This window comes from Sphaerisporangium perillae (assembly GCF_023276435.1).
In the GTDB taxonomy this organism is placed as follows: domain Bacteria; phylum Actinomycetota; class Actinomycetes; order Streptosporangiales; family Streptosporangiaceae; genus Sphaerisporangium; species Sphaerisporangium perillae.
This window is the reverse complement of record NZ_JALLPO010000018.1, coordinates 48,961-63,450: the sequence shown is the minus strand read 5'-3', so window position 1 is coordinate 63,450 and position 14,490 is coordinate 48,961. Positions and strand designations below refer to the sequence as shown.

The following is a 14,490-nucleotide window of genomic DNA, read 5'->3' as shown; positions in this document are numbered from 1 at the left end:
GGACACCACCTCCGTGCAACCGCCGCGTCCATCGGTCACAGCGATCGTCGTCGCCCATGACGGCACGCGCTGGTTGAAGGAGACGCTGGAGGGCGTTCTCCGGCAGACGCGTCCGCTCGACCGGGTCGTCGGCGTGGACAACGGCAGCCGCGACGGCGGCGCGAAGATGCTGACCGAGGCCTTCGGGCCGAACGCCGTGCTGACCCTGCCCCGCTCGACCGGCTTCGGCGAGGCGGTGGCGGCGGTCCTCGAGCGCCTGCCGCGCACCGGCGGCGAAGAGTGGATCTGGCTGCTGCACGACGACTCGGCGCCCGATCCGCGCGCTCTGGAGGCGCTCCTGTGGGCCGCCGCCGGAGACCAGAAGGCGGCCGTTCTCGGCCCGAAGCTGCGCGACTGGCTCGACCGGCGCACCCTGCTGGAGATCGGCGTCACGGTCGACCGGTCGGGCCGCCGCGACACCGGCCTCGAGCCCAGGGAGTACGACCAGGGCCAGCACGACGGCGTCCATCAGACGCTGTCGGTGTCCACGGCCGGCATGCTGATCCGCCGCGACGTGTGGGAGCAGCTCGGCGGCCTCGACGCCGGCCTACCCCTCTTCCGCGACGACCTCGACCTGTGCTGGCGCGCCACGGCGGCCGGCTACCACGTGCTGAACGTCACCGACGCCGTCGCCTGGCACGCCGAGGCGGCGACGCGCCGCAGACGCCGCATGGCCGCCAGCGATGTCCATCCCCGCAGGCTCGACCGGCGCAACGCCTTGTTCGTGGTCATGGCGAACCTGCCGTTCCGGTCGCTGCTGTGGTCGGTGGCGCGCAACCTCGTCGTATCGCTGTTCCGCACCTTCCTGCTGCTGCTGGCCAAACAGCCGGCGAACGCCCTGGACGAGGTGGCCGCGCTCGTCTCCGTCCTCGGCTCGCCGCGCCGCCTCATGAAGGCCAGGAAAGCCAGGCGAAAGAACAGGAAGCAGGGCTACCCGCAGGTCAAACCGCTGTTCACGCCGTCGGGCATGGCCTACCGGCGCCTGGCCGACATGGTCCAGGGCTACCTGTCGGGGTCGGGGCCGATCGACTCCGCCGGACGGCACCACGCGGTGATCTCCGAACCGGCCAAGGAGGACGGCGAGGAGCTGCTCACCGACGCCGGGCTGATGCAGCGCGTCCTGAGCAACCCCGGCGTGCTGCTCTGCCTGGCGCTGGTGGGCGTCACGCTGGCCGCCGAGCGGTCGCTGCTGTACGGAGACCTGCTCGGCGGCGGCGCGCTCGTGCCCGTCGTCGGCGGCGCCTCCGACCTCTGGCATCTCTACACCTCCGGCTACCATGCCAGCGGCCTCGGCTCCGGCGGCTGGGCCCCGCCGTACGTCGCGGTGCTCGCCGCGCTGTCGACGGTGTTCCTCGGCAAGACGTGGCTGGCGGTCTCGGTCCTGCTGCTCGGATGCGTGCCGCTCGCCGGCCTGTCCGCCTACGTGGCGACCCGCTCGATGATCTCCCATCCGCTGGCGCGGGTCTGGCTCGCGGCGTCCTACGCGCTGCTTCCGGTGGCGACGGGCGCGGTCGCCGCCGGGCGCCTCGGCACGGCGGTGGTCTTCGTCCTGCTCCCCGCCTACGCCGCGCTCGCTTCCAAGGTGATCACGGGAGAGCGTCGCGCCGCCCGCCGGGCCGCGTGGGGCCTCGGCCTGCTCCTGGCCGTCGGGACGGCCTTCGCGCCCCTGGTCTACGTGCTGGTGGCGGTCGTCGGCGGCCTCGCCGCGGTGTCGTTCGGCGGGGTGCGGCGCGGCGTCGGCGTCTCGCTCGGCATCGCGCTGGCCGTGCCGATCGTGCTGCTGTTCCCATGGGTCGTCCAGATCGCCGGCGACCCGGGGCGCATCCTCCTGGAGGCCGGCCTGCACCGGCCCGGCCTGGTCGATCTGCGGCTCCCCCCGGAAGCGCTCCTGCTGCTGAGTCCCGGCGGCCCCGGCGTGCCCCCCGTGTGGGCGACCGGCGGCCTGATCGCCGCGGCGCTGGCCGCCCTGCTGTTCCGGCGGCACCAGATGGTGGTCATCGTCGGCTGGGGCGTCACCGTCTTCGGGGTCCTGGTCGCGATCGTGGCGGCCCGCGTTCCGGTCCAGGGGGCGCCTGCCTGGCCGGGGGTGCCGCTGGCGTTCGCCGCCACCGGCCTGATCGTGGCCGCCGCCCTGACCGGGCACCGCGTCATCGAGCTGCACCGGGCCGGCGGCCTGCGCCGCGCCGGCGCCGCGTTCATGGTCCTGGTGGCCTGCACGACGCCCCTGCTCGTGGCCGGGCTGTGGATCAAGGACGGCGTGCGCGGGCCGCTACAGCGGGGCGTCCCCAGCGTGGTCAGCGACTTCGTCGCCGCCGGCTCGCCCCAGGGGGAGGGCACGGTCGTGCTGCGCTCGAGCGCGAGCGGCCTGCTCGGCTTCACCGTCCTGCGCGGCCGCACCCCTCTGATCGGCGAGACCGACCTGCCGGTGCCGGAGGCGACGCGCGACCGGCTGTCGGATGTCGTGGCGGGCATCGTCTCGGGACGCGGCGGCGACGACGCCGGCACCCTGGCCACCTACGGCGTCCGCTTCATCGCCGTTCCCGGCCCGGTCGACGCCAAGGTGCGGCGCTCCCTGGACTCCGACCCGGCGCTCGTCCGGGTGAGCCTCTCGCCCAGCGCCGGGCTGTGGCGGATGGTCCAGCCGCTCGGCCGGGCCTACCTCGTCGACGAGGGCGGGCGGCGGACGCCCGTCCAGTACACGGCGTCCGGTGCCGGCCTCACCGTCACGGTCCCGCCCGGCCAGGTGAAGCGCACCCTCGTGCTGGCGGAGCCCGCCGGCGGGTGGACGGCCAAGGCCGGCGGCACCTCGCTCGCGGCGAGCACGGTCGACGGCTGGGCGCAGGGCTTCGAGGTGCCCTCCGCCGGCGGCCGGGTCACGGTCGAGTACGCCGCCTTCTGGCACGACGCCTGGCTCTGGGCCCAGCTCGCACTCGTGGCGCTCGTCCTGATCCTGGCCTCTCCCGGGGCCCGGAGCGCGGAGGCCGTCGAGGAGTACGCCGAGATGCCGGTGGAGAGGGAGCCCCAGGAGGTGCTGGCCCGGTGAGGGGACTGATCGAGAACCGCTTCGGGTTCCTCGCCCTGGTCCTGATCGCTCTTGGGGCCCTGTTCGGCGTGGCGTTCGTGACCCGCCAAGGGGTCACCCCGGCCCCCGTCCCCGCCCCTGGAAGGGTGGCCGTGGAGTCGGTCTCGACCGTCTGCCCGGCCCCGGGCGGCGGGCGGATCAGCGCGGTCACCCCACCGGGCGGCAAGGGCGCCGGGGCGGCCACGATCGCCGAGATCGGCGGCAAGCCGTCCGGCGCGGCGAAGCTCGAACAGCCCGGCGTGCCCTGGCAGCGCGACCTGCCCGCCAAGTCGGGGCCGGTGAAGGTCGCCGGCACCGGCGCGATGGCCGCCGGCCTGGAGGCGACGCAGACGACCCGGCAGCTCACCGGCGCGGCACGCGGCCTGGCCGGCGTGCGCTGCGCGGAGCCCGGCTCCAGCACGTGGTTCGTCGGCCCGGGGCCGGCCACCGCCGACGTGCAGCTCTACCTCACCAACGCCGACGCCGCCCAGGCCGTCATCGAGGTCATGGTCTACGCCGGCGAGGGGCCGGTCGTCAGCGAGTCCGGCAACGGCCTGGTGCTCAAGCCCGGCGAGCACCGCACGATACGGGTGCGCGACCTCGCCCCCTCGCCGCTGATCATGGCCGTGGAGGTGCGCACCATCAGCGGGCGGGTGGCCGCCTCGGCGCGGGCGGTCCTCGGCAAGGGCAAGGGCGCCGACTGGCTCCCCGCGTCCACCGAGCCCGCGACCAGCGTCGTCGTCCCCGGCATCCCCGGCGGCGGCGGCCTGCGCGAGCTGTACGTCACCGCGCCGGGAGACGCCGACACCGTCGTCCACATCAAGGCGCTGACCGCCGACGGGTTCTACGCCATGAAGAACCGCGAGTCGCTGGACGTGCCCGCGGGGTCCACGGCGTCACTCGACCTGTCGACCGGCATCGGCGGCCAGCCGGCGGCGATCGTGCTCACCTCCGAGATGCCCATCGTGGCCGGGTTGATGGCCACCGGCACCGGCACCCGCCAGGACGTGGCGTTCAGCGCGGGAGCTCCCGCTATCGAGGTCGGCAGCGTGGTGGCCGACAACCGGAGCGGGAAGAAGGTCTCCTCACGGCTGATCCTTTCCGCGCCCGCCGCCGCGGGGAAGGTGCGCGTCCAGACGCTGCCGCGGCGGGGAGCCGCGCCGGCGCCCGTGGAGGTGCAGATCCCGGGGTCGCGCACCAAGGAGATCAAGCTCGCCGCGCCGGCCGGCGGCGGCGACTACAGCGTGGTCGTGCTTCCCCTGCCCGGTTCCGGCCCGGTGTACGGCGGGCGGGTGATGGACGAGCGCACCCCCGAGGGCCTGCTGCTCACCACCCAGCCGCTGGCCCTCGCCCGCACCTGGGCGATCGTCCCCCCGGTGGCCGAGTCCTCCACCGTGGTCCTCCCCTGACAGGTCGCCCTGCGGCGCCGGAGATCGCCGGTAGCCGGGTAACCCGGTAGCCCGCCGTACGACGGCGCCGGCATCGCCGTACCGGTCCTCGCCGCCCCGGCGCCGGAGAAGCGAATCAGCGGGCCGGGTGGGAAGGGATGTGCGGGCGGGCTGAGGGTCGCGGCGTCTCAGGGCCGGGTGGGAAGGAATGTGGCGGTTCTCGCCGCCCCGGCGCCGGAGAAGCGAATCAGCGGGCCGGGTGGGAAGGGATATACGGGCGGGCTGAGGGTCGCGGCGTCTCAGGGCCGGATGGGAAGGGATGTGCGGGCGGGCTGAGGGTCGCGGTGGCTTGGCGCGCTGAGGGTCGCGGAGGCTCAGGGCCGGGTGGGAAGGGCTGTGCCGGTGGGCTGAGGGGCGTGGGGGCTCAGGTCAGGGCCGGGGGAAGGGATGTGGCGCGGTCTGCGGGGCGGGTGTTCAGTGGCGGTCGTCGTAGCCGGGGTCGACCGTTTCGGGGGAGAGGCCGAGCAGGCTGGCGACCTGTTCGACGACCACGTCATGGACGAGCGCGCCCAGCGTGTCGCGGTCGCGTGCCCTGGCCTCCAGGGGGCGGCGGTAGACCACGACGACCGCTGGGGAGCCGCCGGCGGCCTGCTGGGCCCGGCCGAAGGGGATCGGGTCGGAGGAGAGCCTGCCGGGCCCGTCGATCAGCTCGTCGGCCGGGGGGACGTCCTCCACCGCGAACTCGACCGCCGAGAGCTGACCGCCCCACTTCGGCTTGAGCCGGTCCACGGCGTCCAGCACGAAATCGTCGAAGCGCTCGCTGCGGGATCGCGCGATGGGCACGTGCGACGGGGCGAGGGGACCTCGCATGCCGCGGCCGTGCCGGTCCCGCCGCCGCGGGCCGTTGGGGCGGGGCGTGCCGCCTGGGGCCGAACTCACATAGCCAAGCCTAGATCGTGCCTCTCCGATCCTGTGCCCACTCCCGGACGTCCGGGTGCCCGCATTCGCCCCGCCCTTGGCAGCGGCGGTGCGGCGGGTCCGTCAAGGGGATTCCGGGTGATGACATAGGGCTCGTCAACGGAGGGCAAGTGTCCGAATTGTGGCGACACGCTCGTTAAGAGCTGCCGGGTGGTGGCAATGTGAACGCGGACCGGATACGGTCCCTCCGTGAGCCCCGTCCGCAGCTGTTCCCGTACCGCCTGCAGGCAGCCTGCCGTCTTCACACTCACGTACGTCTACGCCGACTCGACCGCCGTGCTCGGACCGTTGGCGACGTACGTCGAACCACACTGCTATGACCTGTGCGCGGACCACGCGGAGCGGCTGACGGCCCCCCGCGGATGGGAGGTCGTCCGGCTGCCGTCGGAGGCGGGGCAGCCGAGCACCGACGACCTGGAGGCGCTGGCCAACGCCGTGCGCGAGGCCGCGAGGCCCACGCCGGCCTCCGGGGAGCCCGTGGGGCAGGGCATCGAGGTCGGCCGCCGCGGCCACCTGCGCGTCCTGCGGTCCGCCCAGCAGCAGAACCTGGAGCGCTGAGCCCGCACCACGGCGCCCAAGGCCGGTGGCCGTCCATCCATGGCGACGGCGGCGCCCGCCGATCCACGCCTGCCGATCCACGCCCGCCGCACCGGGTGCCCGACCGCGCGCGGTCCTCGGCTCCGTGATGGGGCGCGAGAGAACACAGTAGGCTCGACCCGATAAGACGTGACTAGGTGCGGAGCGGCAGTGGGCGACCTCGCCAAGATCTTCAAGGCGTACGACATCCGTGGCGTCGTGCCCGATGAGCTCGACGAAGCCGCCGCCGAGGCCGTGGGCGCCGCGTTCGTCGAGGTGCTCGGAGCCGAGGCCGTGGTGGTCGCCCGCGACATGCGCGCCTCCTCGGGCCCGCTGTCGGCGGCCTTCGCCCGGGGCGCGACCGGGCGGGGCGCCGAGGTGGTCGACGCGGGGCTCGGGTCCACCGATCTTCTGTACTACGCGAGCGGCAGCCTCGGGCTCCCCGGCGCGATGTTCACGGCCAGCCACAACCCCGCCCGGTACAACGGCATGAAGCTCTGCCGCGCGGGCGCCGTCCCGGTGGGCGCCGACACGGGCCTCACCGAGATCCGCGACCGTGCCGCCGAGATCCTCGCGCATGCGCCGGAGGGCGACGGCGTCGTCGTGGAGGGGAAGGTCGTCCAGCGCGACCTGCTCGCCGGATACGCCGCCCACCTGCGCGGGCTGGTCGACCTGTCGGGCATCCGGCCGCTCAACGTGGTCGTGGACGCCGGCAACGGCATGGCGGGGCACACGGTCCCGTCGGTGCTCGACGGCCTCCCGCTGGAGGTGACGCCCCTGTACTTCGAGCTCGACGGCGCCTTCCCCAACCACGAGGCCAACCCGCTGGAGCCCGACAACCTCCGCGACCTGCAGAAGGCCGTGCTCGACAAGGGGGCCGACATCGGCCTGGCCTTCGACGGCGACGCCGACCGGTGCTGGGTCGTGGACGAGCGCGGCGAGTCGGTGTCGCCCTCGGCGATCACGGCGCTCGTCGCGGCGCGCGAGCTGGCCCGGCATCCGGGTGCCACGGTGATCCACAACCTGATCACCTCCCGGGCCGTGCCCGAGATCGTCACCGAGCACGGCGGCGTCCCGATGCGCACCCGGGTCGGGCACTCCTTCATCAAGGCCGAGATGGCCCGCACGGAAGCGGTCTTCGGCGGCGAGCACTCGGCGCACTACTACTTCCGCGACTTCTGGTTCGCCGACTCGGGCATGCTGGCGGCGCTGCACGTGCTCGCCGCTCTCGGCGGGCAGGACGGCCCGCTCTCCGGCCTGCTCGAGCGCTACTCGCGCTACGCGGCGTCCGGCGAGATCAACAGCACGGTTCCCGACCAGGCGGCGGCGCTGGCCCGCGTCCGCGCCGGGTTCGCCGGCCGCGCGGGGACATCCGTGGACGAACTCGACGGTCTGACCGTGTCGGGCCCCGACTGGTGGTTCAATCTTCGTCCGTCCAACACAGAGCCGCTCCTCCGGTTGAACGCCGAGGCGGCCGAAGAGAAGCTGATGACGGCGGTCCGGGACGAGGTCCTCGCCGTCGTGAGGAGTGCACCGTGAAGATCGACGATTGGCTGCTCGACATCCTGGCGTGCCCGGCGTGCAAGTCGCCGCTCACCGCCCTCACCGAGAGCGACGAGCTGGCGTGCAGCTCCGAGACGTGCGGCCTGGTCTATCCGGTCCGCGACGACATCCCGGTGCTGCTGGTCGACGAGGCTCGCAAGGCGTGAGCTCCTTCGAGCCCGAGCGGCTGGACGACGCGGCGTTCCTGACAGAGGGCGATCCGTCCGGCATGCTGCCCGCGGTCGCCTCCTATGGCGCGCAGGTGCGCACCTCGCACCGCAGCGCGCTGGAGGCGGGGGTCTCCCGGCTGTCCCGGGAGGACCGGCCGCGGGCGATCGTGGTCGCGGGCATGGGCGCGTCCGCCCTCGCGGGCGACATGCTCGCCGCGGTGTGCGGGGGCGGGGTCCCGATCCCGATCGTGACGGCGCGCTCCTACCGGCTGCCGGGCTGGGTCGGGGCCGCCGACCTGGTCATCGCGGTGTCGTCCTCGGGCACCACCGAGGAGACCCAGACGCTCGCGCTGGAGGCCGTCCGCAGGGGGTGCCGTCTGCTCGCCGTGAGCCGCCCGCGCTCGCCGCTGGCGGCGATCGCCGAGCAGGCCTCCGGGCTGCACGTGCCCGTGGTGCCGGTTCAGGGGGCGGCCGCCGCGCCCCGGGCGAACCTGTGGGCGCTGACCATCCCGCTGGTGGCCGTGGCGTCGGAGCTCGGGCTGGTCGAGGTGGGCCCGGAGGCCGTGGAGGCCGCGGCCAAGCGCCTGGAGGACATCGCGCACCGCTGCCGTCCCTCCAGCGAGTCGTTCATCAACCCGGGCAAGACGCTGGCCCTGGAGCTCGCCGACACGATCCCGATGATCTGGGGCACCTCGCCGGTCACGAGCGCGGCCGCCCACAGGCTGGCGACCCAGCTCGGCAAGAACGCCAAATATCCCGCGATCTGGGGAGAGATCCCGGAAGCCGGCCACAACCAGGTGGCGGTCTTCGAGGGCCCGCTGGCCCAGCGGGACATCTTCGGCGATGGGCCTTCCCTGTCCCTGCGGCTGATCATCCTGCGCGACCTGGAGGAGCATCCTCAGGTGAGCAAGAGGCGGGCGATGTCGGTGCGCCTGGCGGAGGGGCACGGGGTGCCGGTCACCGAGATCATCGCCGAGGGCGCCCACCCGCTGGAGCGGCTGGCCTCGCTGGTCGGGCTGGTGGATTACGGAAGCGTCTATCTCGCCCTGGGATTTGGCCTCGATCCGGCTCCTGTGGCGACTGTGGCGGAACTTAAGGCGAGAATTTCCCCATAAGATCTGCTGTGACCGCTTTTCCGGCGGGGTTCGAGCACGGTCTGAACGGAATGGGTGGAGACTGCGGGTGAGCGCGGGCGGCGGTACCAAGGCGATCATCGCGGCGTTGAGCGCCAACCTGGCCATCGCGGTGGCGAAGTTCGTGGCGTTCCTGTTCACGGGGTCGTCGTCGATGCTCGCCGAGTCGGTGCACTCGGTGGCGGACTCCGGCAACCAGGCGCTGCTGCTGCTCGGCGGCAAGCGTTCCCAGAAGCGGGAGAACCGCAGGCACCCGTTCGGGTACGGCCGCGAGCGCTACTTCTACGCCTTCGTGGTCGCCGTCGTGCTGTTCACCATCGGCGCGGCGTTCTCGCTCTACGAGGGCGTCGAGAAGATCATGCACCCCCACCACGTGGAGTCGCCGATCTGGGCGTTCGGCGTGCTGATCTTCGCGATCATCGCCGAGGGCTTCTCGTTCCGTACCGCGATCCTGGAGTCCAGGACCCTCAAGGGCGACCACTCGTGGTTCACGTTTATCCGGCGGGCCAAGGCCCCCGAACTGCCCGTCGTGCTCCTGGAGGACCTGGGAGCCCTGCTCGGCCTGGTCTTCGCGCTGTTCGGCGTGGCGATGGCCGTGGTGACCGGCGACGGCGTCTGGGACGGCATCGGCACGCTGATGATCGGCGTGCTGCTCGCGATCATCGCGGTGATCCTGGCCATCGAGACCAAGTCGCTGCTGATCGGCGAGAGCGCGACGCCCGAGGTCGAGGACAAGATCTGTGAGGCACTGGAAGGCGCCCCGGAGGTGAGCCGGGTCATCCACCTGCGCACCCTCCACCTCGGCCCCGAGGAGCTGCTGGTCGCCGCGAAGATCGCCGTGGAGCACGACGACACGGCGGCCGATGTGGCCAAGGGCATCGACGAGGCCGAGCGGCGCATCCGCGAGGCCGTGCCGATCGCCAAGGTGATCTACCTGGAGCCCGATCTGTACCGCGCGGAGGCCGACCGCGCTCCGACGGCCTGACCGGGCGGGGACGGCCTGACCGGCCACGGCCTGACCGCCAGGAGCGGCCTGACCGTCATCTGCCCCTGAGCAGGCGCAGGGCCTTCTCCTTCTCGAAGTCCAGGGCGCGGCGCGGGGCGTGGATGCGCCCGATGCGCAGCCCCAGGTCGCGTACGGCCTGGGCGACGGCCGGCTCGCTGAGGACGCGCATGCCGAAGGCGAGTTCGGCCGGGGAGACGTCGAAGCGCCGTTCCAGCTCCATCGCCTGGGTGACGGCGGCCAGCTCCTCGGGTCCGAACCGCCGGTGGGAGCCCTTGTCCCGCGTCGGCGGCAGCAGGCCGAGCGCCTCCCGGTAGCGGAGCATGCGGGGGGACATTCCCAGGCGCTTCGCCGCCTCAGTGATGCGCATGGAGCCAATTCTTACATTATTGTGTCAGGTTCATAGAACTGGGGATGCGTTGGGGTGCGGGCGCCTCTTAAACTCGCAGAGACGCAACGATCGGGTTGAGGGGAAGACGCAATGGACTTCAAGGTCGCCGACCTTGCGCTGGCCGATTTCGGACGCAGAGAGATCCTGCTCGCCGAGCATGAGATGCCGGGCCTGATGTCGATCCGCCGCGAGTACGCCGAGGCGCGCCCGCTGAGCGGAGCCAAGATCATGGGCTCGCTCCACATGACCATCCAGACCGCGGTGCTGATCGAGACGCTGGTCGCTCTCGGCGCCGACGTCCGCTGGGTGAGCTGCAACATCTTCTCCACCCAGGACCACGCCGCCGCCGCGGTGGTGGTCGGCCCCGACGGCACCGTCGACGACCCCAAGGGCGTTCCGGTGTTCGCCTGGAAGGGCGAGACGCTGGAGGAGTACTGGTGGTGCACCGAGCAGGCGCTGTCCTGGCCCGGCGGCGGCGGCCCGAACATGATCCTCGACGACGGCGGTGACGCCACGCTGCTCGTCCACAAGGGCGCCGAGTACGAGAAGGCCGGCGCCGTCCCCTCCGCCTCCGAGGACGACCCGGAGGAGTGGAAGATCATCCTCGATCTCCTCCGCCGCACGGTCTCCTCCGAGGGCCGGTGGACCTCCGTCGCCCAGGACATCAAGGGCGTCACCGAGGAGACCACGACCGGCGTCCACCGCCTGTACGAGATGTTCAAGGCCGGCTCGCTGCTCTTCCCGGCGATCAACGTCAACGACTCGGTCACCAAGTCGAAGTTCGACAACAAGTACGGCTGCCGCCACAGCGTGATCGACGGTCTCAACCGCGCCACCGACGTGCTCATCGGCGGCAAGGTCGCGGTGGTCTGCGGCTACGGCGACGTGGGCAAGGGCTGTGCCGACGCGCTGCGCGGCCAGGGCGCCCGGGTGATCGTCACCGAGATCGACCCGATCTGCGCGCTCCAGGCGGCCATGGACGGCTTCCAGGTGACGACCCTCGACGACGTCGTCGGCATCGCGGACATCTTCGTGACCACGACCGGCAACTTCGACATCATCACGGCCGACCACATGGGCCGGATGAAGCACAACGCGATCGTCTCCAACATCGGCCACTTCGACAACGAGATCGACATGGCCGGCCTGGCGAAGATCGACGGCATCGTGAAGACCGAGGTCAAGCCGCAGGTCCACACCTGGACCTTCCCCGACGGGCACCAGATCATCGTGCTCGCCGAGGGCCGCCTGATGAACCTCGGCTGCGCCACCGGCCACCCGAGCTTCGTGATGTCGAACTCCTTCACCAACCAGGTGATCGCGCAGATCGAGCTGTTCACGAAGACCGAGGAGTACCCCATCGGCGTCTACGTGCTGCCCAAGCACCTGGACGAGAAGGTCGCGCGGCTCCACCTCGACGCGCTCGGCGTGAAGCTCACCAAGCTCACCAAGGCGCAGGCCGAGTACATCGGCGTCGACGTCGAGGGCCCGTACAAGCCGGACCACTACCGCTACTGATCGACACGGCCGTGGCCAGGTCCCCGCGCGGTCCCGCGCGGGGACCTTTCGCCATCGGGGCAGCACAGGGGGAATCGTGGATGTCGCGGACACGTCGCTCGCCGAGGCCGGGGAACGGCGGATCGACTGGGCGTTGCGCTCCATGCCCGTGCTGCGCGCCATCGGGGCGCGGTTCGGCGACGCGCGCCCGCTCGAGGGCCTGAAGATCGCTGCCTGCCTGCACGTGACCGCCGAGACGGCGGTGCTCGTCGGCGCGCTGAAGGCCGGAGGGGCCGAGATCGCCCTGGCCGCGTCCAACCCGCTCTCCACCCAGAACGACGTCGCGGCCGCGCTGCGCTCGTACGGCGTCGCGGTGCACGCGCGGGCCGGCGTGGACCGCGAGACCTACTACCGGCACATCCACCAGGCGCTGGACATCGGCCCCGACATCGTGCTCGACGACGGCTGCGACCTGGTGAACATCCTGCACACCGAGCGCGTCGAGCTGCTGGACGGCGTTTCGGGCGGCTGCGAGGAGACCACGACCGGCATCATCCGGCTGCGCCAGATGGCGGCCGAGCAGGCGCTGCGTTTCCCGGTGGTCGCCGTGAACGACACCCGCACCAAGCGGATGTTCGACAACAGGTACGGCACCGGGCAGTCCACGCTGGACGGCATCATGCGGGCCACCAACACGCTGCTCGCGGGCCGCACGATCGTCGTGGCCGGGTTCGGCTTCTGCGGGCGCGGCGTCGCCGAGCGGGCCAAGGGTCAGGGCGCCCGGGTGATCGTGACCGAGATCGACCCGGTCAAGGCGCTGGACGCCAGCCTGCAGGGCTACGAGGTGCTGCCGATGGCCGAGGCGGCCCGCGCCGGCGACCTGTTCATCACGGTCACCGGCAACCGTGACGTGATCCGCGGCGAGCACCTCGCCGTGATGAGGGACGGCGCCATCCTGGCCAACGCCGGCCACTTCGACGTCGAGATCGACGTGCGGGCGCTGGAGACGATGGCCGAGGACATCAACTTCGGCGTGCGGCCGCACACGGACGAATACGTCCTGGCCGATGGACGGCGCCTCCTGCTGCTCGCCGAGGGCCGCCTGGTCAACCTGACGGCCGCGGAGGGGCATCCGGCGGCGGTCATGGACATGTCGTTCTCCGCGCAGGCCCTCGCCGTCGCCTGGCTCGCCGAAGAGCGGGCGGGGCTCGCGCCGGGCGTGTACGACGTGCCGGCGGAGATCGACGCGGAGGTGGCGCGGCTCAAGCTGGCGGCGGCGGGCATCGACATCGACGCGCTCACCGCCGTCCAGGCCGACTACCTGCACTCCTGGCGGGTCGGCTCGTGAGCCGGCCCTTCGCGCTCGCCTGGCCCCCGTGTCCGTGGCGCCGGGGCTCCTCACAGGCCGGCGGGCTCTTCCTCGACGTCGGAGCCCGCGTCGGTGAGGATGCCCGCGACGGCGGGGCGGGCGGGCGGGCCGGGACGCAGGAGGAACTCCGGGACGGCGCGGGTCTGCCGGATGAGCAGCTCGGCCACGTCCGTGACGCGGCTGCGGCGGCGGTAGGCCACGCGCTGGCGTGCCGCCGCTGAGCCGCGGCGCCGCAGGCGGTGCAGGGCGGCCGTCACCAGTGACAGGTCGCCGCTGTCGGCGAGGCTCTGCCCGACGCGCTCCAGCAGCCGCTCGGCCATCAGCCAGCTGGGCACGACGCGGCCGGTCAGCAGGTCGAAGGCGTCGCCCTCCATGCCGTCGCGGGCGGCCCGCCAGTACGCGGCGCACAGCAGCACGTGGTCGATGAGGGGCGCCGGGACGCCCCTGCGCACGTCGGCGAGTGCGGTCGCGGCCAGCGCGCGGACCAGCCCCGCCAGCACGATGGCCTCCTCGACCGTGGCGCAGGTGTCGGCGGTGCGGAACTCCAGGGTCGGCAGGTGGTGGGAGAGCCTGACCAGCCAGTACACCATGCCCCGGTCGAGGATCGCCCCGCTGGCGCGCAGGCCGGCCAGCAGGTTCTCGTAGTGCTCGGCCGAGAGGAAGAACGGCGGCGGCCCGGCGCTCGGCCAGCGCGCCCACTGCATCGCGCGCCAGCTCGCGTACCCGGTGTCCATTCCGTCGGTGATGGGGGAGTTGGCGGTCAGCGCCTGCAGGAGCGGGAGCCAGGGACGCACGTGGTTGCTGACCTGGACCGCCTCCTCCCGGTCGGCGATCCCCACGTGGACGTGGCAGCCGCACACCCCCTGGCCGTACAGCAGCGCCCGGTACTGCCCGTACATGCGCCAGTAACGAGGTGAGGAGCTCAGCGCGGGCATGCCGCCGCAGCCGTCGAGGCACGTGCCGCCGGCGGTCAGGGCCGTGCCCGCGGCCTCGGCCGCGTCGGCCGCGATGTTCCGCAGGCGCAGCAGGTCGGCCGCGAGCCGCCGCAGGTCGGTGTGGACGGCGCTGTTGCTCTCGATCTGGCACTTGGTCAGCTCCGGCACGAACTGGCATGCCATCGGACCGTCGATGCGGCGCAGCACCTGGTCGGCCAGGGGGCACAGGCGCCCGCTGCCGGGATCGATCAGCAGGAACTCCTCTTCCATCCCCATGGTGAGCCTGGGACCTGGGAGGCTCCGCTGCGAGGTCGCGAATTCCATCATCGGCATCACCTCATCGCGGGTCCACCCAGGAGAAAGCTGATGTCCAAATATCTGGGTTCCCGCGCTAATTGTCCGGAAACC

The 14,490-nt window shown here is 72.5% G+C and carries 12 protein-coding genes; 9 read left to right on the top strand and 3 right to left on the bottom strand.

Annotated features, from left to right (window positions below; all coding sequences use genetic code 11):
• Positions 1-13: 13 nt before the first annotated feature.
• A complete protein-coding gene (locus tag MYF83_RS18920; RefSeq protein ID WP_248961793.1) occupies positions 14-3,082 on the top strand; it encodes a glycosyltransferase family 2 protein in 3,069 nt (1,022 codons plus the stop codon).
• On the top strand, positions 3,079-4,509 hold the full coding sequence (locus tag MYF83_RS18915) for a DUF5719 family protein (RefSeq protein WP_248961792.1): 1,431 nt from the start codon (positions 3,079-3,081) through the stop codon (positions 4,507-4,509). The genes MYF83_RS18920 and MYF83_RS18915 overlap by 4 nt, the downstream gene beginning before the upstream one ends.
• A 453-nt stretch (positions 4,510-4,962) precedes the next feature.
• Here MYF83_RS18915 and MYF83_RS18910 read toward each other — a convergent pair whose 3' ends face one another.
• Positions 4,963-5,427, bottom strand: coding sequence for a metallopeptidase family protein (locus tag MYF83_RS18910; protein WP_248961791.1), 465 nt, complete (start codon positions 5,425-5,427; stop codon positions 4,963-4,965).
• A gap of 228 nt (positions 5,428-5,655) precedes the next feature.
• Between MYF83_RS18910 and MYF83_RS18905 the strand changes: the two genes are divergently transcribed.
• The 5 genes from MYF83_RS18905 to MYF83_RS18885 all read left to right on the top strand — a co-directional run bounded on the left by MYF83_RS18905 (position 5,656) and on the right by MYF83_RS18885 (position 9,872).
• Positions 5,656-6,024: a DUF3499 domain-containing protein gene (locus MYF83_RS18905; protein ID WP_248961790.1), complete on the top strand. Its 369-nt coding sequence runs from the start codon at positions 5,656-5,658 to the stop codon at positions 6,022-6,024.
• 189 nt (positions 6,025-6,213) lie between these two features.
• Positions 6,214-7,581 (top strand): phosphomannomutase/phosphoglucomutase, encoded by a 1,368-nt coding sequence (locus MYF83_RS18900; RefSeq protein WP_248961789.1) that lies wholly within the window; start codon positions 6,214-6,216, stop codon positions 7,579-7,581.
• Positions 7,578-7,751: a Trm112 family protein gene (locus MYF83_RS18895; RefSeq protein ID WP_248961788.1), complete on the top strand. Its 174-nt coding sequence runs from the start codon at positions 7,578-7,580 to the stop codon at positions 7,749-7,751. Before MYF83_RS18900 ends, MYF83_RS18895 begins: the two co-directional genes overlap by 4 nt.
• Entirely contained in the window at positions 7,748-8,869 is a 1,122-nt protein-coding gene (locus MYF83_RS18890) for an SIS domain-containing protein (RefSeq protein ID WP_248961787.1), read from the top strand. The genes MYF83_RS18895 and MYF83_RS18890 overlap by 4 nt, the downstream gene beginning before the upstream one ends.
• A gap of 67 nt (positions 8,870-8,936) precedes the next feature.
• Positions 8,937-9,872 carry a cation diffusion facilitator family transporter gene (locus MYF83_RS18885; protein ID WP_248961786.1) on the top strand — a complete coding sequence of 312 codons (936 nt, stop codon included), beginning with the start codon at positions 8,937-8,939 and terminating at the stop codon, positions 9,870-9,872.
• A gap of 55 nt (positions 9,873-9,927) precedes the next feature.
• On the opposite strand, the gene MYF83_RS18880 is transcribed toward MYF83_RS18885, so the two are convergent.
• Positions 9,928-10,260 (bottom strand): MerR family transcriptional regulator, encoded by a 333-nt coding sequence (locus MYF83_RS18880; RefSeq protein ID WP_248961785.1) that lies wholly within the window; start codon positions 10,258-10,260, stop codon positions 9,928-9,930.
• Positions 10,261-10,371: 111 nt separating this feature from the next.
• Between MYF83_RS18880 and ahcY (MYF83_RS18875) the strand changes: the two genes are divergently transcribed.
• Positions 10,372-11,799, top strand: a complete 1,428-nt coding sequence (ahcY, locus tag MYF83_RS18875; RefSeq protein ID WP_248961784.1) for an adenosylhomocysteinase — start codon at positions 10,372-10,374, stop codon at positions 11,797-11,799.
• A gap of 73 nt (positions 11,800-11,872) precedes the next feature.
• The gene (gene ahcY / locus MYF83_RS18870; RefSeq protein WP_248961875.1) at positions 11,873-13,126 is read left to right on the top strand and encodes an adenosylhomocysteinase; all 1,254 of its coding nucleotides are present in this window, start codon (positions 11,873-11,875) and stop codon (positions 13,124-13,126) included.
• A gap of 50 nt (positions 13,127-13,176) precedes the next feature.
• Here ahcY (MYF83_RS18870) and MYF83_RS18865 read toward each other — a convergent pair whose 3' ends face one another.
• On the bottom strand, positions 13,177-14,409 hold the full coding sequence (locus tag MYF83_RS18865; protein ID WP_248961783.1) for a carboxylate-amine ligase: 1,233 nt from the start codon (positions 14,407-14,409) through the stop codon (positions 13,177-13,179).
• Positions 14,410-14,490: the final 81 nt, after the last annotated feature.